Raw genomic sequence first — 24,848 nt, forward strand, 5'->3', positions numbered from 1 at the left:
ATTAATTAGCATGCGCAATTCGCTATAAAACTAAGTATAATTCTGTAAACTTAGCGTTAACAATTAGACTACCTCTATAACGTGAATAATCCACTATTAAATCCTGAAGAAAAAGAAGAAGCTTTTGAACAGACGGTACGTCCGGGTTCGCTTCAGGAATTTATAGGCCAGCAAAAGGCCATTTCTAACTTGTCCGTATTTATAAAGGCCGCCAAGCAGCGGGGTGATGCGCTGGATCACGTTATTCTATCCGGTCCACCGGGACTGGGTAAAACCACACTTTCCTATATTATCGCGAATGAGATGGGCGTCAAAATTCGCCCAACCACAGGACCAGTACTGGAAAAGCCGGGAGATCTGGCAGGTATGCTCACGAACCTGGATGAAGGAGATGTACTTTTTATTGATGAAATCCACCGGCTGAATCCGGTGATCGAAGAATATTTGTATTCAGCTATGGAAGATTACAAGCTGGATATTGTGATTGATTCCGGGCCTAACGCACGCAGTATTCAGATTGAGTTGAACCACTTTACGCTGGTTGGGGCAACAACCCGTAAAGGACTGCTGACGGCGCCACTCCGCGCCCGTTTCGGCATCGATATGCGACTGGATTATTATGATGTTGAGCTACTGCAGCGAATTGCACTCCGTACATCAGATATCATGGGGATGGGAATAACCGAAGCCGGCGCTCATGAAATTGCACGAAGAAGCCGCGGCACCCCTCGAATCGTGAATAAATTACTTCGACGAACCCGTGACTTCGCCCAGGTAGAAAATCTGGATACCATCGACGATAAGATTGCTGACAAAGCCCTAAACGCCCTGGATGTAGATAACAACGGGCTTGATGAAATGGATATCCGAATACTAAAAGCCATCATCGAAAATTACGACGGAGGCCCTGTTGGGTTAAGTACCTTAGGTGTAGCCGTTGGAGAAGACAAAGGAACTATTGAAGAGGTGTACGAACCTTTTCTGATTAAAGAAGGTTTCTTGCAGCGAACCCCCAAGGGCCGGATTGGCACGAAGAAAGCGTATCAGTATTTGGATATTGATCCTTCTAAGACCGATCGTGATTTGTTTAATTCATAGCTTTTTTATCATCAAATCTTATTAACTTTGCAGCCTTTGTGAAGCGGAGATTATCACCAAATCACAATTTCCTAACCGAAAGCACCTTATTATTTCAAAGAATTTAGTTTACGCATGAAAAACCTTTTTACCTCTGAGTCGGTATCCGAAGGACATCCGGATAAAGTAGCCGATCAAATTTCAGACGCTATATTAGACGCCCTCCTCGCTGATGACCCCGAATCCCGTGTTGCCGTTGAAACCCTTGTTACCACCGGTTTAGCGGTGGTTTCCGGTGAAGTTACAACCGATTCGTATATTGATGTACAGGAAATAGTTCGGGATGTAATCCGTGAAATTGGGTATACCAAAGCTTCCTATAGGTTTGATTCTGAAAGCTGTGGCGTGCTGTCAACCATTCATAATCAGAGTGAAGATATCGCCCAGGGGGTAGATCGGGATGGAGCCGGTGATCAGGGCATGATGTTTGGGTATGCGACCAAGGAAACCCCTGAGTTTATGCCTATGCCACTTCAGTATTCGCACAGCTTACTGAAAGAGCTGGCCAAAATCCGCAAACAAACGGATAAGATGAATTATTTGGGTCCGGACAGTAAAAGCCAGGTTACCATCGAGTATGGTAACGATGGAAAGCCTTCCCGCATTCATACGATTGTACTTTCAACCCAGCATGATGCCGGGGTAGAGCAGGCTCAGATTCAGGCCGATATAAAAAAACACCTGATTGGAAATGTAATTCCGGGTGAATTAGTAGATGAGAATACGATTTATCATGTAAACCCAACCGGCAAATTTGTGATTGGCGGCCCCCATGGAGACACCGGACTCACCGGGCGCAAAATTATAGTAGACACTTACGGCGGACGAGGAGCTCACGGCGGTGGTGCATTCTCTGGGAAAGATCCATCCAAAGTAGATCGAAGTGCGGCTTATGCTTCCCGACACATTGCCAAGAATATTGTTGCAGCTGGTCTGGCCGATGAATGCCTGGTTCAGCTGGCCTATGCCATTGGAGTAGTCGAGCCGGTATCTATAAACGTGCACACCTACGGCACGGGAAAAATGAGCGATGTGGAACTGGCCGACAAAGTAGCCAAAACCTTTGACTGCACCCCACAAGGCATCATCAAGCGGTTCAACTTAAAATCACCTATCTACAGAAAAACGGCCGCTTACGGACACTTCGGAAGAGAAGAGTTTCCGTGGGAAAAGCTGGATTTTGTGGATGAGTTGGGGTGATTGGCGGCTAATTTATAAGTTGTATCGCAATGTTATATTCGTGTGATAATTAATCCACACTGTCTCATCCTGAAACAGGTAATTGTCACGAACTGCTATGAATGCCCCTAAATTGAAGTCCAACTTTTTGAACTCACTTTGGTAACGTAATCCTAGTTGGTGCTCTATATCCTGAGGGGTAGGTCCGTTAATATTCTTGAATGTTGTGTAGAAGTAGTCATCATTATATCGGGCTCGCTGGTATTCAAAAGTTAGTACATGATCACCCCAAACATAAGCTATATTAAGCATGTCTGCCTGAGCACCAGGGCCGACAAAAGCTCCAATTATTTGACCTTTGTTTGTATAACCCTGTCGGTTAAGTGTATGTGCATATAATTTAGAAGGACTGCCAAAACTATCTCCTTTCCATACAGCCAGAGATACGTGTTCAAATATTAACCTGATATATCTGTCGTTTCTAAGTGGAAAATTATTTGAAAAACCATACATGTAGTTTGTATACCTCTCATATTGTTCAAGTAAAGCGACAAAACCACCTGCAAAATCTCCTCTTAACCATTCCGCATAAACATTAAAATCGGAATTATCATCTTTCCAATCGAAAGTCACGGAAATATTTTGATCATAATAGTCATTGGTCAATTTACCATTGACCAGTCTGTCGTTACTCTCACTAAAGAATTGTGAAAAAGTAATAAATCCGTCATAAAAGAAGTCTTGAGCATACTGGGTTTGCGTATAGAAAGTTCGGTGTATACCAATTGTTATTTCTTTCCAAAAACTTGGTCGATACCCTATGTTTATTGCAGAGAAGTATCTTCTATCATCTGCTGGGTCATTATTGAAGTAGCCTGACTCTTCCAGTAATCCCCAGTAAATATTTGCAGTTAATTCACCTAATGTTGTTTCTATTGGTTTTGAAGTACCCACTTTTAAGTGCGGTATGCCAGGGGCATTCATGCTCAAAATAAGCGGGTTATATATACCTGGTCCCCAAATCATATTCTGTGTTGATATGGCAACTTCTACCAGGTTTAGATCCAAACTGATTTCACTTTGTCCCGGAAAAAATTTTAAATACGGCTCATTACCATATCGTATTACATAGTCAATATGATTACCAAAAAACGGATATTGATAGTCAGGGCTGTTTGTAAGGTCTTTACCAATGTAAAAGTCTTTGTTTTGGGCATATTGAACCATAGGGTTGATTACATAAGTTAATTGCCCCAGTTTTCCAGAAAATCCAAACCCAATGGTTGAATTTAGTCCCCGACCTTGCCAAGCAGGTCCATCATTGATAGACTTTGCATAACGTGAGTTATATACTGAATTAATGTAAACGGGAAGTGGATTGAAGCCACCCTTAACTTCACCTTTGCAACGAATAGAAGGAAATACATTCAGGTAATCCTCCATACAATCTAATGAACGGCCGGAGATGATATCTTGCTGATCGTAAACAATGAATTGGCCTTTTACATGCCCACCGAGAGTTAATACAATAAAAATAGAAATAAATAACCAGCTAACAGGAGTATTACGATAACAAGTAAAAAGTGAACTACTAAATGAAACAGGAAATTGTCTTGACATGTGAGGTCTATGAGTCGGTTCTTAAATTTATACCAAGAATATTGAGGCGTTTGTGAAGTAAAAACAACATCATGCAGGAACGATACCTGTGAAACTACCCAGTTTGCACCCTCAAAATTTTTCGCTGCAAAGTGAATAGAGCAAGGAGTTGTTTCAGTAATATTGTTGAAGATACGATCATTTTTAATAGAATAGTCGAGTTTCTCAAGTCCAGTTCTTCCTGCAGTGCAAGAGAAAATTAAGTTATCATAATCAAGCTTGATAGCATCCGGATAATGGCTCATGTACTCAATCAATAAACTTTGGTCGTTATTATTATCACTATCAAACTCATCAGAGCTAAGCGTTTCTTTGATAATATTTAGAACTGCTCCAGCTCTTCCAATCCATTGTCCCGCATTTAAAAATTGATAAGGTTTTTTTCCTTTTTTTACTCTAAGGTATGTCGCCACTTTCTTTATGAATGGGCCGTCAAAATTAATGTTTTGTTCGGCTGAATAGATAACGGAATGGTTAAGACGATTGAAGTTTCTTAGAATTTCTTCTTCTGAAGTAAGTATTAATGCATCATATCCATCAGTGTAAAATACGATCTCATCATTTGGTAAATTGATTAAGTACTCAATTAACCATATCGACTTACACTTATGACTGGTATATTCTTTCCCCCAACCAAGGATATCAAATGATACCTTATGGTGTTCAGCTGACTTTCTGAATATCTCAAAGTCAGGTGTGGAATGAGTCGCAACGGTAACAAATTTCATATAATTGAAGAAGTATTTCCTGTCGTTTGTTTCGAATTTTAAAAATGAAAATCCTTACTTAAAAGAATGGTTGGACTACCATATCAAAGTGGGTGTAGATCATTTCTATCTATTCAATCAATGTGGCTCTGATGAGTCGTGGCGTATAATCGAACCTTACAAAAAAAGTGGGATTGTTACAGTTCACGACTGGACTAATATAAGCTCAAAATATGAGGGGCCCACTAATTTTTTGCAGAAAAATAAAAATCATATGGCTTACAATCACGCTGCTAAGAACTATCGGAAAGATACAGAATGGTTGTTAAAGATTGATCTTGATGAGTTTTTGTTCATGGCTAATGAAGAATACACTATAAAGTCTTGGTTATATCGGCTACGTAAAGATGCCATTCGAAAGGTGAGAGTACCCCGAATGGATTTTGGAGATAATGGCCATGCTGAGACACCTCATGGGGGGGTACTTAAGAATTACACACGACGAGAGGAAACCCCATCAAATTATAAAGATATGGCTAATACTGATTTTCTAAGTGATAATAAATTTAATACTTCTTCACATAGATGGTCTTTTAAGTGGTTCTCAGGAGGGAAAACCATTACCCCAAATTCTATTAACGAACTCCGTATCAATCACTATTATACCAAATCTAAAGAGGAATATTTTAACCGACAAAACATAAGCCGGGGACGTAATGTGAGTGAAGATGATTTCAAAGCAATTTCAGACCGAACTAATAAAGTTCGAGATCGTTCGATACTTCGGCACTTACCACTACTTTCGGAAAATTAGGTTTAGAACAAACACTCCAAAAGTATTCTTGAAGATTGATTTTGTAGCAATCTTATAGAACCACTGCTGTGGTTTTGGGAGTGAGGCCAACCAATTATGTTTAGCTTTAATCGCTGCTTGTTTATCGTATCCACTACCGTAGGGATGGTTAACGTAATACGAGTGATCTACAGCGCTAATAAAGCCCTGATCTAGAGCGTGATATCCTAATATTACGTCTGTTCCGTATCCAAATTTATTCAATTTAATATCAACGGGACACATTTCGTTGAGAATATTAGATCGGAAGGCGAAACAAAATCCTTCGGTAAAAGATACCTGCTGTACACTATTTGATTTATTGTAAATCATATGGTGGTGGAAGGAATATTCAGCAGAAGGGGCATAAACACCGATTTCTTCTTTCTCAAATGCTCTACGAATTTTATCCAGGAAAATTCCTATGTTCGAAATTTCCACATCAGAGGTGATGATCACACCTATTTCATACCCTTGTTTTTTTAGAAATTCATTAGTGGCATTAAGAAGGCCATTGTAGTAAATGTTTTCAAATGCTTTATCAAAGTACTGTCGTTCAAGATTACTTATCTGGGAACCGCTGTCGAATAAGAAAACATCTACGTTGCCAATAAATCTTTGTTTGAGCTGAATTGCCTTTTCATTCAATTCGTGATTAAATATGATGATCGCGATATTTTCTTTAGAGATCATTTCAAGAAGTGTAATCGATCTTTCCATATCTCATATGTATCGTCTGATCGGCCACATTCTCAAAGCCAGAGTCGTGCGAAATGTTAATAACGGTTTTACCTTGATCTTTTAAATAAGGAAGAATTGTATAGAAAAATAATTCTTTAGATTTTTGATCCTGATAAGCAGCCCATTCATCAAATACGTATATCTCTTTGTCCTCAAGTAAAGACTTCAATAAGACGACTCGCTTCTTCTGTCCTTCAGAAAGGTTAACAGAGGACAGCTTCCCTTCTCGGATATATACTTTATTACTCAAGCCCAGCAGATTTAAATATTCAGAGGCTTTTGAGTTGATTGTCTTCTTGGGAATATGTTCAAAGTGATCAAACACAAAACTGTCTGTAAATACAACACCAAATAAATCCCGATATGCGGACAAATTCTGTTTATTTACTGGGAGGCCGCGATAGAAAATTTTCCCTTCATCAAGTTGATAGAGTCCGCAGATTACTTTTATCAAAGTTGTTTTTCCTGAGCCATTCCCTCCTGTAATGAACGTGATTTTCTCTCTTTCGATACTAACATTCAAAGGTCCTAACTGAAATGGATTATCCTCATCTTGATGTAGATAAACAAGGTTTTCAAGCCTAATGCTGTGCTCATTGGTTATTTCGAAATTTAGCGGTTCAACCGAGTTAATGTCTTTTAACTCCACTTCTTTGTTTACATCAATACCAAGCTGATCAATCTGAAGCACAGCAGCCTCTATTTTTTTCATAGTGCTAAAAAAGCCACTGATAGTAGAAAGTGGGGCCAACATGAATAAGATTAACGTCAGGTATTTATTGAAGAAATCCATTGTTACAAAATCGAAAAGCAGAATAAGTACGATAACTGCGCCCAAGAAGATAAACAGAACAATATCATTCATTCTGTTTGTGAAAGCATTAAGTACATTATGGTAGAAGTAGTATTTCATCTGCTTAATACTACCCGGAATAATCTTTTTGGTGATATAAGAATTTCTGAACTTTGAATTTACTTTTAGAGACTTCAATCCATAAACCAGCCCTTCAAATGCTTCATATATCCGGTTAGTATATTCCCTTGAAAGCTTTGAATACTTTGCTATAAAACTCAATGTTACTTTGTTAATTACTATAATCAGAACAAATGCCAACAATGTCAGCCCAGAAAGCGGCGGGGATAACCAAACCATGTAAATTAAAAGCCCAAAAACCATTGCTATTCCATTAGCAACACTGGGAAGCCTTTCTATGACAACTCCAATTGTAGAAATATCTTCAGTAAGTACAGGTAACAACTTGGCTTTTAAGTTTTCCAGGTGACTGTAGTTGGCTTTTATAATGCTATTGGTGAGGTCAACCCTAAGGTTGTGGACAATTTTTTTGGTCAAATGGGAAATACTAATTGAGGCAATCACCGAAAAAATTAAAAAAGCCAAAATGTAACTACTAAACACCCATACAAAAGACTCAAGTGATAAGTTTTCGCCATTTATTACTGAATGAATCTCTTTTATAACCAGTGTTGAAAATAAACCGGATAATAAACTTGAAACGGCCGCCACCAAAAAGAGCGGAGTAGAAGCCTTTATCAAGAGACCTATTAGCTTCATGATTTATCCCTGTTTTTCAAACGAAGAAGGCGCCGGATATTTCTGGTCCAGAAATCCCTTTACCAATTCTACAACTTTTGGGTTTGGGTTGCCGCGGAGGTCGTCATTAAGACAATAAAAATCCGGGCTTTTTCTTTTCATTTTTTTAAAAAAGGATTGTTGTTTTTGGAAGTTGTTGGTCAATTTATGAAATCTGAAGATTTTAATTAGTTCGGTGATCCATACAGGGTCCGATTCGTCACGGTGATGTTTCAGCATATGATACCGATATAGCTTCATAGGAAATAAATCACGGTCATTCCGAAATTTATGATGACGGGTGTTCTCGGTTTGTTGGGGAAATAAGGAGAAGGCTTCTTCCCAGTAGTCCTTATTAATCATAATAGGTTGGTGCTCAATGATACCCAATCCGATAATGTCTTTATATCCGTCATGAATCCTCCATTTCAGGTTCTCTCCAAAAAAAGTATTGAAGATGCGATAGTGATTATCTTTATAGAACGAACTAAGGGTAACAGGAGCACCAAATAGGAAATCATCGTTCATATATAGAAAATCCTGACTTAAACCCGGAATATTGTGAAGAAAACTCTCAATAACATTCGAGTTGAAAGTAGGGAGGTATTGTTCAGGAATTACCTGGTCGTGGTGCACTAACTCAACCCGATCATTATCTAAATCAAGCCAATCGGGAACCTGTGGTCTTGCCGTTAAAATGTATATCTTGTTAAAGGTGTTAAAGTACTTTTCAAGCGAACGTAAGCTGTACTTTATCATTTGAAAAGTGTCTCGATATCGCTCGGGATTGGTATCTTTTTTTTTGGACGCATAGGCATTCCGGGTCTTTGTATACTCTTGATCTGCCCCGTTCACCCACGTATATACTACATCAAAATTCATTCAGTGATTTTAAGGAGGACTTTTTGCTAAACCCCATAAATTACCATTTCAGACGACTGTGGGAATATACTCAAAGATTAGTTCATACGAGAATGAATAACGGAGACTTAAGGCAACAAATACTTTGGGAGCTGTTCGAGTCTTCCAACCGGTTTTTGCAGGATATAAAAGTAGATTATTGGGTTGATTTCGGCACTTTGCTGGGCTTTTACAGGGACAATGATATCATTGCACACGATATTGATATCGATTATGGTTGCCATGAAAAACACTATCCCTATATTTTGGATAATCTGGATAAGCTGCCTGTGGAGCTTACTATGCATGATACCTCTAACCGGCATAATGGTCCCAAACTGTATATGAGTTATAAGGGCTTTGATGCTGACATCTATTTTTATAAAGAGGAAGGAGACCAATTATTCAGTACGGAAAAAACGGAGTGGGAAAACTATAATGCGCCCCATCATAAAGATCAGGTTTTTCCGGTTAGTGATTTCGAAGTTAAGGGGGTACAAACCCGTATGCCCAACAACCCGGAAGCATATCTAAAAACCATTTACAGCTGTTTGGATAAAGATGCTATTCGAAATCCGGTTACAGGTTATTGGGAAGAAGCTTAGATTAGATAATGAGAGGTAATACCTCATTCAGTGCGTATTCAAGGTGTTCTTCATTGTCAATTTCACACCAGTTCAGCTCGGGGAAATGAGCAATATTAATCGGCTCTTGTTCCGATGAGTAGTTTGCCAACAACACTTCGTAATCCTCGCTGTAATCGATTTCAATCTGTTCACAGAATCTGGTAAATCGATTCATAAACCCTGCGGAAAAAGCCCATATTCCTGTCATTACTCCTTCAGGATCAACTATTTTCCTGGCATTTTTTGTGAGCTTGGTCAGCCGGCCCGCCTCAGAACTGAAATACACATTGTCGTCCAGATTCAGAGGCGCAGAGGTGAGAATTAGATTCTGATTGTTATCTGTCGGGGTGAACCGTTTAAAAATGGCGGGGTCGTACAAAATATCGGCTTCCAATACATAGAAGGGTTCGTCTACCAGAGAGTCAAACATCAGCAAGGTGTAAATGCTGGCGCGTTCGTCATAAAATGGGTTCTCAACGATCTTTACTTCATCATACTTTTTCTCAAGATAGTGAAAGCTCTCTAGCAAGTGTCCGCAACCGATTAGAATCTTTTGAACTCCCGCCTTTTTTAAAGCTTCTATCGAGTATTCAATGATGGGCTGTCCCTTTAACGGAGTTAATGGCTTCGGGATTTCGTTTCCGGTCACACTTCTGAGTCGCGTTCCTTTACCGGCTGCTAATATGATCGCTGTTTTAATTTCCATTTTACCGTGAATAGATGTATTCAATTTTTTGGGCAATCAATTTCCAGTCGTGTTCAGCGGCAATGTCGAGTCCTTTACTGGTTAGTTTTTTGACTGCTTCAGCGGACATCTTTATATGCTGTTTTACCAACGCGAAAAGAGCATCCCTGTTTCCCGGAGAAGGGAAGTTCTCAATGCCATATTTCTCGCCAATGGTCAGGTATCCCTCATTCCCATAACCAATAACCCTGACACCGAGCGCCATGGCCTCCAGTAGCACAATCCCAAAACTTTCCCCATACAGTGCAGGGGCAATCATAAGGTCCGAATTCAGCAGCAACCGGTTCTTTTCCTGATCATTTACATCCTTATGAATAGTTACTCCATCCAAACTGTGTTCATTAATAAAGCCGTTCATTTCGGAATATTGAGGTCCATTCCCAATTAATTTCAGCGAAATTTTCTTAGTTAGCATTTCAGATTGCAATCTTCGGTAGATTTCAAGCAATTCAAAAACACCTTTTCTGTTTTCAAATCGGCCGATAAATATCATCCGAAATTCGTCATCAGGGTTTGACTCCTTTTCTATGGTTTTGGCTGATTCGGCATCAATTCCGTTTGGCAAAATTCTGAAATTGTCAGGCAGGCTATTCGGGTCAGCGCCCATTGCTTTTGTCTGCGTTTCGGATACGGAAATAATCTCATCCATTTTGGGGAGGTAGTATTTAGCGCCCGCTTTCATCAGGTTGGCACCAATGTATTTTCCAAGGCCACGGTCTGGCGGGGTATCGTGAAAGGTGCCGACTTTTTTTACAGAACTGGGTAGCATCCACAGTAGTTGGGTTTGCATTACCGGGTTCCAGATGGTATGAAAGTGTATGATATCCGGCTTGAATTCATCAAAGAATTGGAGAATCTGACTTTTTTCATTCGGCTTTAGCACCGATACATCGATGGAAGTTCCCCACCATGGTATGCGTGTACTGCTTGTTAGATGCTTTATTTCACAATTAACCTCACTTTCCGAACCAGGATTGGATGGCGATGGCGCAAAAACGACCACCTTGTTATTTTTCCTCACCAATTCGTTACTTAATTGCGTAACATGGGTCTGTACCCCTCCGGGAATTGATAAATCGTAAGGGCACACCTGAATGATATTCATACTTAAAACGCGTCGATAATATATGTGTACAAATTACGCTGCCAATGATATCCACGTATTTATGGATAGCGACCATTTTTTTGAGCAGCTTACCGCCGATGTTCAAAATGCCAGGCATTCGGTTCGTATCCAGTGCATGAGTTTTGAGGCCGATCGGGTTGGCACCAAACTTATTGAATTGCTTGGCAGCAAGCCAACCTTAGAACGTACTTTGTTGATTGACGATTACTCACGTCATGTAGTGAATGATACCTTCCTGAATGCACCCCAGGGTTGGATGAATAAAAATAATGCACGTATCGAGAGAAACGCATTAGAAGGACTGCTTGATCAGGCGAAGGGTTCTGGAATCAAAATAAAATTTACCAGCCCCATGGGCTTTCTGATGCATCGGTATCCGGCCCGGAATCATAAAAAAATGGTGATTATCGATAAGGAAATATCTTATTTGGGAGGGATGAATTTTACCGAGCATAATTTTGAATGGAGCGATACGATGGTGCGCCATACAAATCCTGATATCGCTGAAGCGCTTTTGGTCTCGTTCCAGGCAGACCTGAATGAGACAAAACCACCGGCGGTCAAAGAAATTGATTCGGGTACCACTCTCTATTTATTCAATGGATGGAAGACAAGGTCGGCTTACACAGAATTATTGGATCGTGTGGAATCAAGCAAAAAAGTATTGGCCCTCTCACCCTATATCTCTTACCCTTTGCTGGATGCCATAGCTGCAGTGCCAGACAACCAGGTGATTCTTCCCAAAAGCAATAATAAACCCCTGATGCACTTAATACATGGATTAAGCCGGTACTCGCAAGTAAATTTTAAATACGTATCAGGGAAAATGATTCACGCAAAAATGCTTATTTTAGATGACAAAGTAGCTGTGTACGGGTCTTCAAATTTTGATGTAATCAGTTACTTTTTTGAAAAAGAAGTGGTAATGGTGAATAAAAATCCTGAACTGATAAAACAACTAACTTCATTTACCACACAGTTAATAAATAAATAACCATAGATGTCTTCGAAGGGTTTTTTCAGCGAGTACGATAAATCGATTAAGAATAGAATTGTTGAGGAAGGTTATGATCTTTATTTCAGTCGCCCCTGCGGGTACGTGCTTGCCAAATTTTTTCATAAGCTAAGATTTACGCCTACCAATATTTCTGTTTTGGGGATGCTGATTGGAGTAACCGGCGGGGTATTACTGTATTGGCAGGATGTTTTGTGGTACACCTCCATTGCGTTTGTTTTGGTGACTTTTGCCGGATTGATGGATAGTGCTGACGGACAAGCTGCACGGTTGTATAACCAGCATTCAGAAATGGGGAGGTATTTTGATTTTTTCAATGATATGCTTGTTTTCATAAGTTGCTATGTTGCCGGGATGCATTTTTTTATGGATCAATATACCTGGGCGGGTGTCTGGATAATAGGGTTAACCTCAGGGTTAGTGCACAGTATTAAATCCAACATATATGAATACTATAAAGGCGAGTTTCTTTACTTTTCTCTTTCTGATTCCAAGCAAAGGAATAAATCAGTTAAATATTATCAGGAGAATTTTGACAGAACCTCAACTTTGTCCCGCCGCCTCACCTACCCTGTTCTTATCGATTATGTAAAAAGGCAGAAAAAGCTCAAATTTCGAAGCGACAAAGTCGATGAGATCTTTGATGAGGCAAGATCTAAATATCCTCAGGAGTTTAAAGAAATTTATGAGAAAAACTGTCGCAAAATGCTGGCATGCTGGGCCTGGGTGTGTGGTTCTAATGTAATGCGAAATGGAATTTTGGTTTCCAGTTTGTTTGGGCGTATCGACATCTACCTAATTGCGAATATCGCCTCTTACGGGCTTTATCTTTTAGTTGGTAAGAAGCAAAACCAGGTAGATCAGCGCATCTTAAAAGAGATTGAAGATTGGGAACTTACTTCTTTAGAACATACGTCTGCAGAAGTAGTGCAGTAAAATAGGTGGCCAGTAACGTTGTGGTAATCCCCGCTATGGCAAGTATGCCTACTGATTCCATTCCGGGATGATCTATAAACATGAGCCCTATAAAACCTAAGATGGTCGTCACTGAGCAGGCTGCTAATACAGGAAACCGCTCCGATAGAAAATAGGGCAAGAACCCTGAGTTATTTCTGATCCACGAGTCGACCATGTGAATTCCATTGTCGGCCCCAACCCCGATAATAATGGGAAATACAATGACATTATACAGGTTGATGTCGAAAGGGAATATTGAGCGCATGGTCAGCAGCATCCCAATGGTCATCAGCAATGGTGCTGCAGCCATCAGGGTGGGTAAAACCGATCGGTAATAGATCAGGAGAATGCCAAAAATGGTAAGAAGAGGTGCAACAAAGAGAAAAGCAGATTCCCGAATCAACAGTTCTAAAATACTGGATGCAATGATATAAGTACTTGCCGCATAAAATGTTTCTCCGGAATCGATGCTTATGGAACCGGAGCTTTTTCTAAACTGTATGGATGTTTGCCCGTTTGATAAACTCATGGCAGGGTAGATGATTACAAGGGGTGCCATGCTTCCATCTTTAAAGAAGAACCGATTTTTAATATAATTGGGAAGGGTTTCAACGGTGGGCGGAACCGTATTTTCAACAATATTGATGACTTCCTGTTCTTCCGAATCCAGGTTTACCAGAAACTCCTCATTTTTATTTATCAGTTCCCGAATAGCCTCAACCTTGCCGGATTTAAAATCCAGTTCTGTCTTATTCGTGGGATAGCGGGTAGAGAAAGATTCAACGCGCTCAATGTCTTTATACTCGGTTCCAATGCCATCCTTAATTTCATGGAATAAAGCTTTGGATTGCTGAATGTTATCGGTGATGAAGTAAGACGGGTCGTGGTAACTACCACTTTCTTCAGTTTCTGAATTAAACGCATCGAAAGCAGAAGGGCCGGAATCGGGTTCAAGGTCAGAAAAATTAAAGTTGAAGCTTAGGGATTGAGCTCCGAAAAAGGCTCCAATAGCAATCACAGTGAAGACTAAAGGAAGCACAAAAGATCGTGTGCGCCGGCTGAATTGGGGTAACGACCTGTCCAATAAGCTGACCGAGTCTGGTTCTTCGGAAGTTTTTTTAGAAACTGAAGGAGAAAACAGTAAAAACAGATAGGTGGAAAAGAGGTTTACCAAAATATTGATAAAGAAAATGATGCCGAATTGGATGAATCCATTGAACTCTGCAAAAATCAGGCTCATAATCGCGAGTCCGGTTGTCAGGCAGCTTAAAAGAATGGGGCGGGTAGAAAAGAAGTAGGACGATACTAACCGGCGAATGGAGGTAAGGCTTGGTGGATGCTGCTTATTTGCTGAGTACAGGTGCAGAATATAGTCCAGGTTAATGCCGAACAAAATGCTGAAGATAATTCCGGTAAATACATTGATTTCATTAAACAAAAGTGAAGACAGCCCAATGGAAATGATAAACCCTGAAAATAACACGAAGAACATTAACCCTAAATCGGCAAGGATGTATCGGGCCTTATATCCTGATCTCCGGTTGATGAGGATCATATAAGCCACAAGAAAGCCGACAAGGCTGAGTATTCCGATTACCAGTGCTTTGGTAATAGAGGCCTGAACGTCATTAATTTTGTGATAGTGGTCGACGTAAGAGCCGCCCCAAAATAATTCCAGACCCGAATAATTTTGCTCAATTTCAGCCTTTTTTTGTAGCAACAGCTGGTATGTTTGCTCTACATTGGTATAATCACTTTTCGGAAAGTCCGGCAAAAATAACATGCTGATTACCGAACTGTCTGCATTGATTTTATAGCGACGGGTATTTGCTATTTCTTCGAGCAGCACAGAAGACAGGACCCCTAATCCTAATTCAGGTTCCGAATCTTCTGCACTTTCATCAAAGTTTACGTACAGAGGGTTGGCTTCCAGTTTCTTCTGGGTAATGTATTCATCTACTTCTTCATAAAGCTGGTCAAGCTCATCTTCCGTCATCAGGAACAACGCAGATTCGCGGATATCATACAAATCATTCTCTAACTCAGCTCCCCGGAAAATAGGTTTGTCATTTGCTTCAAGCTTCAGAAGTGCATCCCGAATAGCGTGCGCTGGTTCAATAACCGGTTCGTCGTCCGTAGAACGAATCATGAGCGAAAATCCTCCTTCCGTTGAATTGAGCTGTTCAAGCTTTTCATATGTGGAAAGGTGATTGTTGTTATCGGGAAGCAAGGCAATCAGTTCACCGTTAAACTGAAGGTTTAAAGCTCTATAGGACAGAAAGCCAAAGGATATGAGGTAACCGATTACAAGGGCAAGCAGTATGTTTCGTGTATTTCCAGAACTCATCATCTATTCAGGTATGATCGAATCTCGGCAATTACATACTGAAGGTCTTTTTCGTATAAATCGCCGATAACCGCCATTCGAAAAGTATCTGTTTCCGGAATTACCCCCGGGTAAACGGTGATGTTTTTTTCATACAAAGCATCATGAAAATGATCAAAGCCCTTTGTTAAAATTCCGGTGCGCTTTATGGCAACCAGGATTTTGGATTGCTGTTCGTCGGGAAGGTAAAATTCAAACCCAAGCTCTTTTAACCCATCGTATAGAATGTGCCAGTTTTGTTGATAACGCTGATATCTTTTTTCCGGGGTTTCTTTTAGCGTTTCTTTAATGGCTTGTTTGAAAGCATAACAAACCTGTACCGGAGGGGTGAAACGTAACTGATTTTTTTCCTTCAGATACTTCCATTGTTTGTACAAATCAAAATAGAAGTTGCCGGAGCTTTTCCCGAGAACGTCTATCTGCTCATTATTGAATATCACAAACGATAGCCCGGCAATTCCATGAATACATTTATTGGAGGAAGCCGCGAGGTAATCAATGTTTAGTTTCTTCAGGTCAATCGGGTAAGCCCCATATGAACTCATGGCATCTACGATCAGGGTGATATCCAGTTCATCACAAAGCTCACAAATTTCTTCCAGCGGATTCATCATACCGGTAGAAGTTTCGTGGTGGATGACAGCCAGGTGGGTAAAGCCGCCTTCCATTAATCGCTCTCTGAGGGCGTTCACATCGGGGTAATCGCCAAACTCATGAATGGTTTCATGAGGTAATTGATAAGACTCACAAATTTGCTTCATCCGGATGCCGTAGGCCCCATTAGTCACAATGAGTGCTTTTGTTGAGGCATTAAGAGCGGAAGTCAGAATGGATTCGACAGCCCCTGTTCCACTTGAAGCAAAAAGACAGGCTTCGTAATCATCCTGTCCTTTTCCGATTTCTAAAAGGCCATCCACAATCTCATTCATGACCTGCCCGAATTCTCCTTCACGTGGACAAATATCATTCACTACCAGGGCTTCCTTCGTGCTTTGGGAGGTGGTTCCGGGGCCGGGATTCAATAAGATTTTGCGTTCAAGTTCCTGCATGGGTCAATCCTCGGTAAGAAATTGCATGAAATTTTTCTTGTTCTCTGTAGGGGAAAGGGTGGGGCGGCCTAAGTCAGCCCGGGCTCCGGTCTTAGTCATTATCTCTAACAAAACCGGCCCTTCGGCATTCAGAAATTTATCGAATGTGCTATCTAACGACGATAGGTCACGTACCCGAAACGTTTTTTTGTATCGGCATCCTTCAGCGATCTTCCCGAAATCGATATGGAAGCCGGCTGTGGGCTGCCCTCCGACAGACTCATGGGCACCATTATTAATCAGAATATGATAAAAGTTCGAAGGTTGTTGCTCTCCGATAATAGCCAGCGCTCCCATATGCATAATCATAGCTCCGTCACCATCAATACAAAATACCCTCCGCTTCTTCTTCTGCAAAGCAATCCCTAATGCTATCTGCGATGTATGTCCCATACTGCCTACCGTCAGGAAGTCGCGATGGTGACCAAGGCCGTGTTTCTCCCTCAGCTCAAAAAGCTCCCGCGACGTTTTTCCGGTTGTGGATACCACGATATCCTTTTCTCCAAACTTCTTAACAAGTTGATCAAGAACTTCCTCACGTTTTAAAGAGTAAGAGTTGTTTTCTGAATCCCCCTGAAATGGATGTTCCTCAAAAGTATTGGGAGGAACCAAAAGCACATAGGGAGAAGAGTTTTTCTTTATGGTATCAAAGGCTACACCCAGCTGACTCTTTACCTGTTGTTCATCGCTGCTTAAAATAGTGTAGGGTATGTCCAGAGCTTTTAACTGTTCTTCCTGCGTTTTTCCGGGCTTGATGTGTTGGGGTTCGTCATCGGTTCCCGGCTGACCTCTCCAGCCCACCATAATCAAAACAGGAATGGAATAAACCTCCTCATCGGTTAAGGAGGTAAGTGGGTTAACGATATTTCCAAAGCCTGAATTCTGGAGGTAAATCAACGGTACGTTTCCCGTTGCAAGATGATAGCCGGAGGCAATGGCCAATGCTCCGCCTTCGTTGGCCGCAATCAGGGTGTTTCCCTTATCAAAGGCATAGGACCCAAAATGCTTTAACAGAGAATCAGGAACCCCGAGCATAAACTCGATGCCTTGTTTTTCCAGCTGATCATATAAAAAAGCAGGTTTTAGCATAAGTTGGGTCAGTTTGGAAGGATGTCCAGGATGTCTTTAATAGACATACAGTATTCATCGGCTTCCAGCGAGCGTTTATGAGTTAGAATAGATTCGGCCGTTCTTTTCATCGCCGGAAAGGCGCTGCGTAAAAGATGATTGGCGTAAATCACAACGTTAAAACCTGCATCAATCAGCTCCTGCTCGGTAAACTGGTTGTATGAAGAGGGAACCGAGATGGCCGGAACCTTATAGTCAAATTTCTGATACTCTTTCATGAACTCGAAGATCTCTTTTCCGTCTTTCTTCCGGCTGTGAATCATGATTCCATCCGTGCCGGCTTCAATATAGGCTTTGGCGCGTTTCAGGGCTTCATCCATACCTGCATTGGCTATCAGGCTCTCTATGCGTGAAATGATCATGAAGTCAGAAGTAACCTGGGCTTTTTTGGCGTTTGAAATCTTTTCGCAGAACACATCAATATCTTCCAGTTCCTGCTTAACTTCTGTTCCGAAAAGGGAGTTTCTTTTCAGGCCGGATTTATCCTCAATAATCACAGCAGAAACACCCAACCGTTCCATATTCTTTACCATCAGCTCGAAATGCTCAATGGGTCCGCCGGTGTCCCCGTCCAGAATAATGGGCTTGGTGGTTACATCAAGAATATCGTTTATGGTTTGAATCCGTGAGGTACGGTCAACGTATTCGGTGTCGGGTTTCCCTTTGGCGGTAGAGTCGGTGAGGCTGCTTACCCAGATGGCATCAAACTCCCTGAGTTCTCCTTCTGCTTCAACGTTGGTTTCTTCAACAATCAGGCTGGAAATGCCATTATGCGCTTCCATCACCCGTACAATAGGTTTTGCTGAGAGAAGACGGCGCAGCATCTTTCGCCGGATATCAGGCGTAGTGCCAATTTCACGCAATGCTTCCCTCAACCCTGAAGAGGAAATTCCATCGGTATAATCGGGTTCTATCAGCTTACCTCCCCATTCGTCCAATATCTTTATCACCTTTTGGCGGACGTGTTTTTGAGGGCCTACTTTCCAATCTGTGCCATGAACAACGTAGTCGGGTTTAAGCTTCCGCAGGTTTTCTTCATAATCCAGTGTTTTCTGGAGGATCACTTTATTTACTCCCTTTATGTTCTCCAGGATACGCTTGCGTTCTTCATATTCCAGAAAAGGTATTCGGCTGAATTTTGTTACCGCTTCATCCGACAGTAAGCCAACGGTTACTTCCCCCAACTCCCTTGCTTTCTCAATAATATTTATGTGGCCATGATGGATAATATCGGTACCCATCCCTACATATACTTGCTTCATGTACAGCTGTTTTGGTATTTAAAATTCGATGAAGCCAAAATAAGGCAAGAAAGAGTCAAATCGCAGTCTCAATTCGAATAATATCGGATAATTTAAGAGCTGAAATAACTACGGATTTTTATTGATTCGGGAATTACCCCATTTCTTTTATTTTTAATGGATTAATTAACCGAATTCAAAACAGGGAGACATGCAGTCAGACTCAGGACAGCCATCGATTGAAGTATTTGATATCACCATTATGGAGCCGATGGTTACCTTCACCGATCTTTGGATTACTTCAGTTTGTGTGTATGCTTTTATCAAATTGATGAAACTGAATAAAAAAGGAAAGGTTCACCAATACATTCGCTGGTACTTCCTCATTATGGCGGTTGCTACTTTTTTAGGGGGAATTTTAGGGCATGCTTTTCAATATGCAGTGGGGCTATCATGGAAGCTACCGGGCTGGCTGATTAGCATGCTGGCAGTGATGGCTATAGAGCGGGCGTCTATTATGCACGCTCATCCTGTGATTAACGATAAATTCGGCAAGTTTCTTGAGGTTGCAAACATAGTGGAGTTGCTTACCTTCGCGGTCATTACGTTTACCACCTTAAACTTCTTTTTTATCCAGGTGCATTCGGCTTATGGGTTAGGGCTGGTGGTGCTACCGCTTCACTTTTTGGTGTATTGGAGAACCCGTAATGCAGGCAGCCGAATCTTCTTTCTCACCGTTATTTTTGCGACGCTGGCGGCATTCTTTTATACCAGTGAAATAGGTATTCACAAATGGTTCAATCATTTGGATGTAGCGCACACCATAATGGCGATCAGTATGTACTGTTTCTACCGCGGGGCATTGAAACTGGAGATTCTGAAACCGGAGGATATAAAGGAAGAGAAGGGCACATTCTGGCAAACGGTCAAGGATGGCTTTCGGGGTGTTGAAGCCTGAGTAAAAATTTATAACAGGCTTCCTGTGCTCTGGCTTATCTCCGGTTATTCTGTTTAATTGGGATATCCTTCAACCTATTGTTCAGATTATGAAAAAATTACTGTCTATTCTCTGCCTGCCATTCTTTGTATTTGCTGTTTATTTTGATTCCGATCCTGCGGTTAATCCGGAGGTCCATCACGCTCCGTATGCTTTTACCAATGTGCATGTGATTTCCATGGAATCGCAAGGAGTGTGGGAAAACTATACCGTTATTACCGAAGAAGACCGGATTGTGAAAGTTGGACCAGCCGATGAAATAAAAGTCCCTAGTGATGCCCATGTTATTGAATCTGAAGGAAAGTACCTGATGCCGGGCCTCGCTGAAATGCACGGACATGTACCTCCAACCGATCCCGGACCAACGGCTCCGTCTTATTTCAATGATGAATATGTGGAACACACGCTTTTCCTGTATGTGTCTGCAGGGATAACAACCGTTCGGGGGATGCTGGGCTATCCCAATCAGCTTAAGCTAAAAGACAAAGTAAATAATGGTGAGTTGATAGGCCCGAACCTGTATCTGGCCGGACCTAGTTTTAACGGCAATACGGTTTCATCCCCGGCTCAGGCCAAAGAAAGAGTAAAGCAGCAAAAAGAAGAAGGATGGGATTTGTTGAAGGTGCATCCGGGATTGACCCGAGCCGAATATAATGCCATGGCGGAAACAGCGAATGAAATCGGAATTCATTTTGGCGGACATGTACCTCAGGATGTAGGCATTGTTCATGCCATCGAAATGGGGCAGCTTACGATGGATCATATCGATGGATATGTAGCCTACCTGAATGCTTTTGAAGAACAGGAAAGGAATCAGAAAATGGCGGAGATCATCCAGAAAACAAAAGATGCCGGAGTATGGATTGTTCCGACACAAGCGCTGTGGGAAACTATCATCGGGGCGGCTGACTATGAAGCCATGAAGAAGTACGATGAGCTGAAATACATTCCTAAAGCAGTACGACAAAACTATTTTAATTTTGCAGAAAATCCGGGAAGCAGCTATTCAACCGGAAACCCGGAGGCACAGGCTGAATTACGCAGAAAACTGCTGGAAGAATTGAGTAATGCAGGAGTTAAAATCCTGATGGGCACCGACGCGCCTCAACTATTCAGCGTGCCGGGTTTTTCCATCCATCGCGAGCTCCCGTTAATGCAGGAAGCCAATATGACTAATTTTGAGATCATAGAAACCGGAACCAAAAATGTGGGAGAGTACTTTGCCGATTGGGATGATTTTGGAGTGGTGGCCGAAGGTCAGCGAGCCGATTTGATTTTGCTTAATAATAATCCGCTGGATGACTTATCAGCTATTCAGGATCACTCCGGAGTCATGGTACTAGGTAAATGGTATTCACGTGAAATGATCGATAATAAACTGGCAGAGATAGAGGAGTACTATGCACAATAGGTTAGTTCTGTAGCAAATTCCTGACTTTATTTTCGAGCTGATCAACTACGCCGCCTTTGATGGCTTCTGCAATAGCATGTTCAAGAAGAGGTTTAATTACCTCTTGAACACTTTGCTGAATGGTATTGCTTCCGTCTTTACCTATTCCATTCAGTTCAAATGATTCAATAGTTGCAGATGCAGTTCGCTTACGATCAATATCGGTACTTACAGTAACTTCCCCACTCTCTACGAGTAAGTGTTCAATAATCAGCGCCGTTTCTGAGGAGCTTCTGGACGAAAGATTCATATTGTCATTGAGGGTTTTCAGGTTTGCACCAAAGCCCTGCTGCTCAAAATATAGCTGAGGAGACTTTACAGTAATGTTCTTCACAACAATTTCATCTGAAAGGAGTGTTCCAAGGTCAACCTTAATAGATGCTTCCTGAATGCTGATGGCAGGTTGATCACTAAATTTATCAGGATTTTCTACAGTAAAGCCCTCAATGCTTCCGGAACCGGTAAAAGGGGAAATGTTGACATTTTCCACGGTCACCTGTGTTTGCAATAGTCTGGATCCGTTCTCTTCAATTTCTGATTTCATGATTCCGTCCAATGAGAGGGTTAGAACCAGAACTCCGGCTATTAAAACTGCGAGAAATCCACCAAAGACTTTGAATCTTTTATCCTTCATGCTTTTTCTTTTATTCATATTCAATTAATTAAAGGGGTTAAATGCTTACATGTTCCGTTTTCTACTTTTTACGATGGTGCGCTTTTCTCTCCCGGCTTTTTTTATAAATTGGCAGACCTAACACTAACTATGAAACAATTACTATGAAGCCTATCCAAAGCCTTTTGCTCGCTTTGGTTTGTGTTCTTTTGTTTGGGGTGAATGGATTTTCTCAATCCACGCCGCAGGCATTCAAGGGAGCTCAAATCATACCCATCTCCGGCGAGCCTATAAATAACGGAGTTCTTGTTGTAGAAGATGGAAGAATAACAGCTGTGGGCGGACCTAATACCCGCATCCCCCGCGGAGCAGATGTCCATGATATGTCGGGTAAGGTAATTATGCCCGGACTTGTTGACACCCACTCTCATATCGGTGAAGGAGATGGGGGCGACCGATCGTCAGCTTTACATCCAGATGTACGAATAATGGATGCTATTGATCCCCGCAGCGACACATTCCGCAAAGCACGAGCCGGAGGAATCACTTCGGTAAATATCATGCCGGGCTCCGGTCACCTGATGAGCGGTCAAACGGTGTATCTGAAACTCCGCGAAGCCAACACCATCGAGGATATGCTGATTTACCTGGATAAGGACAAAACCATTTATGGCGGATTAAAAATGGCAAACGGAACCAATCCTTTAGGTGGAAGCGGATTTCCGGGAACACGGGCCAAGTCTGCAGCCATGGTAAGAGCTTTATTTGTGAAAGCGCAGGAATATCAGGCCAAAATAGAGGCTGCCGATGGGGATGAAAGCAAGATGCCTCCGCGCGATATCGGGATGGAAACCCTGGTGCAGGTGCTGGAAGGAAAAAGAACGGTTCATAATCATACCCATCGCCATGATGATATTCTAACAGCTATTCGGTTATCCGAAGAGTTTGGGTATGACCTGGTACTTCAGCACGTGAGTGAGGCCTGGAAAGTAGCCGATGAAATTGCTGAAGCCGGAGTTCCTGCTTCCATCATCACGCTGGATTCTTTTGGTGGAAAGCTGGAGGCATCCGAAATCAAAAATGCCAACGGAAAATATCTGGAAGATGCCGGGGTTTTAGTTGGGCTTCACACCGATGACGGGATTACGGACTCCCGCCTGTTTCTGAGGTCAGCTGCACTGGCAGTGCGCGAAGGTATGAGCCGGGAAGCTGCATTGGAATCAGTGACGATTGCCAACGCCATTATGATGGATATTGACGATAGAACCGGAACGCTTGAAAAAGGCAAAGATGCGGACTTCATCATTCTCTCCGGAGATCCGTTCAGCGTGTACACGCACGTAGAACAAACCTGGATTGAGGGTTCCAAGGTCTGGGATCGCTCCAATGAGGAAGACCGGAAATATGCGACCGGGGGATATGAAATCTTCCGCGGCGAAGTTCACACGCACCACGAAATGGGAGGTTCACAATGAGAGTATTCGAAAAAATATTACTGATACCGGCGCTGCTACTGCTATTTAGTTTTAATACAGCTGAAGCACAAATTGCCGTGAAAGGAGAAACGGTATATACCATGGCCGGTGACCCAATCACAAACGGAGTTGTACTCATCAAAGATGGGAAGATTGAGCGTGTGGGTTCTGCATCCAGCGTAACTATTCCATCCAACTATGAAGTACACGAAGCTAAAGTGGTAACACCGGGCTTAATTGATGCACATTCGGTTGTCGGTTTGGCCGGACACTTAAATCAGGATCACGACCAGGACCAGCTGGAAACTTCCAGCGCTATTCAACCTGAGCTTAGAGCTATTGATGCATATAATGCACGGGAAGCTTTAGTAGGGCATTTGCGCGATCTTGGAATTACGACGGTTCATACCGGTCATGGCCCCGGTGCATTAATTAGTGGCCAGACGATGATCGTGAAAACTGCCGGTGAGACGGTGGAAGAATCGACGATTGTTCCGGCTAAGATGCTGGCATTTACGCTTGGGAATAACTTGAGCGGTCAGATAAGCAAGCCCGGAACCCGATCTAAGGGAATTGCCATGCTTCGGCAGGAATTCATCAAAGCACAGGATTACCTGGAAAAGAGAAATGGCGATGAGGACTATTCCATGGATTTAGGTATGGATGCGCTGGCTGATTTGCTGGAAGGTAAACTCACCGCATTGGTTACGGTTCACAAGGCCAACGACATCATGACGGCGGTTCGGCTTCAGGAAGAATTCGGATTCCCTATGGTGCTGGATGGCGCAGCTGAAGCTTATCTGATCATCGACGAATTAAAGGAAGCCGGTCATCCCGTAATCGTTCACCCAACAATGATCCGCACTTACGGCGATAGCAAAAACGCTACTTTTGAAACAGCGGCTAAGTTGTATGAAGCCGGTATCCCTATTGCTTTTCAAAGCGGATACGAAGGCTATGTGCCCAAAACCCGGGTTGTATTGTTTGAGGCCGGAGTAGCAGCAGCAAATGGCTTAGGCATGGAAAACGCCCTGAAAGTACTGACTATAGATGCGGCTGAATTGCTGGGTATAGCTGACAGGGTAGGCTCACTCGAAGCCGGTAAAGATGCCGATATTGCCATGTTTGATGGTGATCCACTTGAGTACATCACTAACGTAACCGGTGTGATTATTGATGGCGCTAAAGTGAAGTAAAACTGCTGAAATCGAAAATTGGTAACGTCACAGAGCGTCGTTACCAAAGGTTGGTGGAT

22 protein-coding genes are annotated in these 24,848 nt (G+C 42.1%); 10 read left to right on the top strand and 12 right to left on the bottom strand.

Going from position 1 to position 24,848, the window contains the following annotated elements:
- The first annotated feature begins 81 nt into the window (after positions 1-81).
- A complete protein-coding gene (gene ruvB, locus ABFW99_RS07915; RefSeq protein ID WP_349354974.1) occupies positions 82-1,098 on the top strand; it encodes a Holliday junction branch migration DNA helicase RuvB in 1,017 nt (338 codons plus the stop codon).
- A gap of 114 nt (positions 1,099-1,212) precedes the next feature.
- Positions 1,213-2,337: a methionine adenosyltransferase gene (metK, locus tag ABFW99_RS07920; protein WP_349354975.1), complete on the top strand. Its 1,125-nt coding sequence runs from the start codon at positions 1,213-1,215 to the stop codon at positions 2,335-2,337.
- 12 nt (positions 2,338-2,349) lie between these two features.
- Here metK and ABFW99_RS07925 read toward each other — a convergent pair whose 3' ends face one another.
- Both ABFW99_RS07925 and ABFW99_RS07930 read right to left on the bottom strand, forming a co-directional pair.
- Complete coding sequence (locus tag ABFW99_RS07925; protein WP_349354976.1) at positions 2,350-3,936, bottom strand: capsule assembly Wzi family protein; 1,587 nt, start codon at positions 3,934-3,936, stop codon at positions 2,350-2,352.
- Complete coding sequence (locus ABFW99_RS07930) at positions 3,837-4,703, bottom strand: glycosyltransferase domain-containing protein (RefSeq protein WP_349354977.1); 867 nt, start codon at positions 4,701-4,703, stop codon at positions 3,837-3,839. Before ABFW99_RS07930 ends, ABFW99_RS07925 begins: the two co-directional genes overlap by 100 nt.
- Before the next feature lie 4 nt (positions 4,704-4,707).
- Between ABFW99_RS07930 and ABFW99_RS07935 the strand changes: the two genes are divergently transcribed.
- Positions 4,708-5,496, top strand: a complete 789-nt coding sequence (locus tag ABFW99_RS07935) for a glycosyltransferase family 92 protein (protein ID WP_349354978.1) — start codon at positions 4,708-4,710, stop codon at positions 5,494-5,496.
- Here ABFW99_RS07935 and ABFW99_RS07940 read toward each other — a convergent pair.
- From ABFW99_RS07940 to ABFW99_RS07950, 3 genes are read right to left on the bottom strand one after another with little or no spacing between them, the layout of a single operon-like run.
- Positions 5,479-6,207, bottom strand: a complete 729-nt coding sequence (locus tag ABFW99_RS07940) for a hypothetical protein (RefSeq protein ID WP_349354979.1) — start codon at positions 6,205-6,207, stop codon at positions 5,479-5,481. The genes ABFW99_RS07935 and ABFW99_RS07940 overlap by 18 nt on opposite strands.
- 1 nt (position 6,208) lies before the next feature.
- Positions 6,209-7,828, bottom strand: a complete 1,620-nt coding sequence (locus tag ABFW99_RS07945) for a cyclic peptide export ABC transporter (RefSeq protein ID WP_349354980.1) — start codon at positions 7,826-7,828, stop codon at positions 6,209-6,211.
- Positions 7,829-7,831: 3 nt separating this feature from the next.
- A complete protein-coding gene (locus ABFW99_RS07950; protein ID WP_349354981.1) occupies positions 7,832-8,728 on the bottom strand; it encodes a stealth family protein in 897 nt (298 codons plus the stop codon).
- A gap of 92 nt (positions 8,729-8,820) precedes the next feature.
- On the opposite strand from ABFW99_RS07950, the gene ABFW99_RS07955 reads away from it, so the two are divergent.
- Positions 8,821-9,351, top strand: a complete 531-nt coding sequence (locus tag ABFW99_RS07955; protein WP_349354982.1) for a hypothetical protein — start codon at positions 8,821-8,823, stop codon at positions 9,349-9,351.
- A gap of 1 nt (position 9,352) precedes the next feature.
- Here the strand turns inward: ABFW99_RS07955 and ABFW99_RS07960 are convergent, their stop codons facing one another.
- Both ABFW99_RS07960 and ABFW99_RS07965 read right to left on the bottom strand, forming a co-directional pair.
- On the bottom strand, positions 9,353-10,078 hold the full coding sequence (locus ABFW99_RS07960) for an NTP transferase domain-containing protein (RefSeq protein WP_440707465.1): 726 nt from the start codon (positions 10,076-10,078) through the stop codon (positions 9,353-9,355).
- A gap of 1 nt (position 10,079) precedes the next feature.
- A complete protein-coding gene (locus ABFW99_RS07965; protein WP_349354984.1) occupies positions 10,080-11,222 on the bottom strand; it encodes a glycosyltransferase family 4 protein in 1,143 nt (380 codons plus the stop codon).
- 22 nt (positions 11,223-11,244) lie between these two features.
- On the opposite strand from ABFW99_RS07965, the gene ABFW99_RS07970 reads away from it, so the two are divergent.
- Both ABFW99_RS07970 and ABFW99_RS07975 read left to right on the top strand, forming a co-directional pair.
- Positions 11,245-12,237 carry a phospholipase D-like domain-containing protein gene (locus ABFW99_RS07970; protein ID WP_349354985.1) on the top strand — a complete coding sequence of 331 codons (993 nt, stop codon included), beginning with the start codon at positions 11,245-11,247 and terminating at the stop codon, positions 12,235-12,237.
- Positions 12,238-12,243: 6 nt separating this feature from the next.
- Positions 12,244-13,194 carry a CDP-alcohol phosphatidyltransferase family protein gene (locus ABFW99_RS07975; RefSeq protein ID WP_349354986.1) on the top strand — a complete coding sequence of 317 codons (951 nt, stop codon included), beginning with the start codon at positions 12,244-12,246 and terminating at the stop codon, positions 13,192-13,194.
- On the opposite strand, the gene ABFW99_RS07980 is transcribed toward ABFW99_RS07975, so the two are convergent.
- Genes ABFW99_RS07980 through aepX form a run of 4 tightly spaced genes read right to left on the bottom strand, consistent with a single transcriptional unit; the run spans position 13,154 to position 19,079 of the window.
- Complete coding sequence (locus ABFW99_RS07980) at positions 13,154-15,565, bottom strand: hypothetical protein (protein ID WP_349354987.1); 2,412 nt, start codon at positions 15,563-15,565, stop codon at positions 13,154-13,156. The two genes, ABFW99_RS07975 and ABFW99_RS07980, sit on opposite strands and share 41 nt — an antisense overlap.
- Positions 15,562-16,650 carry a 2-aminoethylphosphonate--pyruvate transaminase gene (locus tag ABFW99_RS07985; protein ID WP_349354988.1) on the bottom strand — a complete coding sequence of 363 codons (1,089 nt, stop codon included), beginning with the start codon at positions 16,648-16,650 and terminating at the stop codon, positions 15,562-15,564. The genes ABFW99_RS07980 and ABFW99_RS07985 overlap by 4 nt, the downstream gene beginning before the upstream one ends.
- Positions 16,651-16,653: 3 nt before the next feature.
- Positions 16,654-17,778 carry a phosphonopyruvate decarboxylase gene (gene aepY, locus ABFW99_RS07990; protein WP_349354989.1) on the bottom strand — a complete coding sequence of 375 codons (1,125 nt, stop codon included), beginning with the start codon at positions 17,776-17,778 and terminating at the stop codon, positions 16,654-16,656.
- 8 nt (positions 17,779-17,786) lie between these two features.
- Positions 17,787-19,079: a phosphoenolpyruvate mutase gene (gene aepX, locus ABFW99_RS07995; protein WP_349354990.1), complete on the bottom strand. Its 1,293-nt coding sequence runs from the start codon at positions 19,077-19,079 to the stop codon at positions 17,787-17,789.
- Positions 19,080-19,269: 190 nt separating this feature from the next.
- Here aepX and ABFW99_RS08000 point away from each other — a divergent pair, with 190 nt between their 5' ends.
- Together ABFW99_RS08000 and ABFW99_RS08005 are read left to right on the top strand one after the other, a co-directional pair.
- Positions 19,270-20,016, top strand: a complete 747-nt coding sequence (locus ABFW99_RS08000) for a DUF6962 family protein (protein ID WP_349354991.1) — start codon at positions 19,270-19,272, stop codon at positions 20,014-20,016.
- Positions 20,017-20,104: 88 nt separating this feature from the next.
- Complete coding sequence (locus tag ABFW99_RS08005; RefSeq protein ID WP_349354992.1) at positions 20,105-21,466, top strand: amidohydrolase family protein; 1,362 nt, start codon at positions 20,105-20,107, stop codon at positions 21,464-21,466.
- Between the two features lies 1 nt (position 21,467).
- Here ABFW99_RS08005 and ABFW99_RS08010 read toward each other — a convergent pair whose 3' ends face one another.
- Entirely contained in the window at positions 21,468-22,139 is a 672-nt protein-coding gene (locus ABFW99_RS08010) for a DUF748 domain-containing protein (protein WP_440707466.1), read from the bottom strand.
- A gap of 143 nt (positions 22,140-22,282) precedes the next feature.
- Between ABFW99_RS08010 and ABFW99_RS08015 the strand changes: the two genes are divergently transcribed.
- The gene (locus tag ABFW99_RS08015; RefSeq protein WP_349354994.1) at positions 22,283-23,593 is read left to right on the top strand and encodes an amidohydrolase family protein; all 1,311 of its coding nucleotides are present in this window, start codon (positions 22,283-22,285) and stop codon (positions 23,591-23,593) included.
- Positions 23,590-24,789, top strand: a complete 1,200-nt coding sequence (locus ABFW99_RS08020; protein WP_349354995.1) for an amidohydrolase family protein — start codon at positions 23,590-23,592, stop codon at positions 24,787-24,789. The genes ABFW99_RS08015 and ABFW99_RS08020 overlap by 4 nt, the downstream gene beginning before the upstream one ends.
- Positions 24,790-24,848: the final 59 nt, after the last annotated feature.

It is taken from the genome of Gracilimonas sp. BCB1 (assembly GCF_040117685.2).
In the GTDB taxonomy this organism is placed as follows: Bacteria; Bacteroidota; Rhodothermia; order Balneolales; family Balneolaceae; genus Gracilimonas.

What these genes read in the sequence shown, in the direction of transcription:
- ABFW99_RS08020 (WP_349354995.1), top strand. Translation starts at nt 23,590, where the DNA reads ATGAGAGTATTCGAAAAAATATTACTGATACCGGCGCTGCTACTGCTA.
- ABFW99_RS07970 (WP_349354985.1), top strand. Translation starts at nt 11,245, where the DNA reads ATGTGTACAAATTACGCTGCCAATGATATCCACGTATTTATGGATAGC.
- metK (WP_349354975.1), top strand. Translation starts at nt 1,213, where the DNA reads ATGAAAAACCTTTTTACCTCTGAGTCGGTATCCGAAGGACATCCGGAT.
- ABFW99_RS07940 (WP_349354979.1), bottom strand. Translation starts at nt 6,207, where the DNA reads ATGATCTCTAAAGAAAATATCGCGATCATCATATTTAATCACGAATTG.
- ABFW99_RS07925 (WP_349354976.1), bottom strand. Translation starts at nt 3,936, where the DNA reads ATGTCAAGACAATTTCCTGTTTCATTTAGTAGTTCACTTTTTACTTGT.
- ABFW99_RS07955 (WP_349354982.1), top strand. Translation starts at nt 8,821, where the DNA reads ATGAATAACGGAGACTTAAGGCAACAAATACTTTGGGAGCTGTTCGAG.
- ABFW99_RS08010 (WP_440707466.1), bottom strand. Translation starts at nt 22,139, where the DNA reads ATGAAGGATAAAAGATTCAAAGTCTTTGGTGGATTTCTCGCAGTTTTA.
- ABFW99_RS08000 (WP_349354991.1), top strand. Translation starts at nt 19,270, where the DNA reads ATGCAGTCAGACTCAGGACAGCCATCGATTGAAGTATTTGATATCACC.
- ABFW99_RS08015 (WP_349354994.1), top strand. Translation starts at nt 22,283, where the DNA reads ATGAAGCCTATCCAAAGCCTTTTGCTCGCTTTGGTTTGTGTTCTTTTG.
- ABFW99_RS07980 (WP_349354987.1), bottom strand. Translation starts at nt 15,565, where the DNA reads ATGATGAGTTCTGGAAATACACGAAACATACTGCTTGCCCTTGTAATC.
- ABFW99_RS07985 (WP_349354988.1), bottom strand. Translation starts at nt 16,650, where the DNA reads ATGCAGGAACTTGAACGCAAAATCTTATTGAATCCCGGCCCCGGAACC.
- ABFW99_RS07960 (WP_440707465.1), bottom strand. Translation starts at nt 10,078, where the DNA reads ATGGAAATTAAAACAGCGATCATATTAGCAGCCGGTAAAGGAACGCGA.
- ABFW99_RS07930 (WP_349354977.1), bottom strand. Translation starts at nt 4,703, where the DNA reads ATGAAATTTGTTACCGTTGCGACTCATTCCACACCTGACTTTGAGATA.
- ABFW99_RS07945 (WP_349354980.1), bottom strand. Translation starts at nt 7,828, where the DNA reads ATGAAGCTAATAGGTCTCTTGATAAAGGCTTCTACTCCGCTCTTTTTG.
- ABFW99_RS07975 (WP_349354986.1), top strand. Translation starts at nt 12,244, where the DNA reads ATGTCTTCGAAGGGTTTTTTCAGCGAGTACGATAAATCGATTAAGAAT.
- ABFW99_RS08005 (WP_349354992.1), top strand. Translation starts at nt 20,105, where the DNA reads ATGAAAAAATTACTGTCTATTCTCTGCCTGCCATTCTTTGTATTTGCT.
- aepX (WP_349354990.1), bottom strand. Translation starts at nt 19,079, where the DNA reads ATGAAGCAAGTATATGTAGGGATGGGTACCGATATTATCCATCATGGC.
- ABFW99_RS07950 (WP_349354981.1), bottom strand. Translation starts at nt 8,728, where the DNA reads ATGAATTTTGATGTAGTATATACGTGGGTGAACGGGGCAGATCAAGAG.
- ABFW99_RS07965 (WP_349354984.1), bottom strand. Translation starts at nt 11,222, where the DNA reads ATGAATATCATTCAGGTGTGCCCTTACGATTTATCAATTCCCGGAGGG.
- aepY (WP_349354989.1), bottom strand. Translation starts at nt 17,778, where the DNA reads ATGCTAAAACCTGCTTTTTTATATGATCAGCTGGAAAAACAAGGCATC.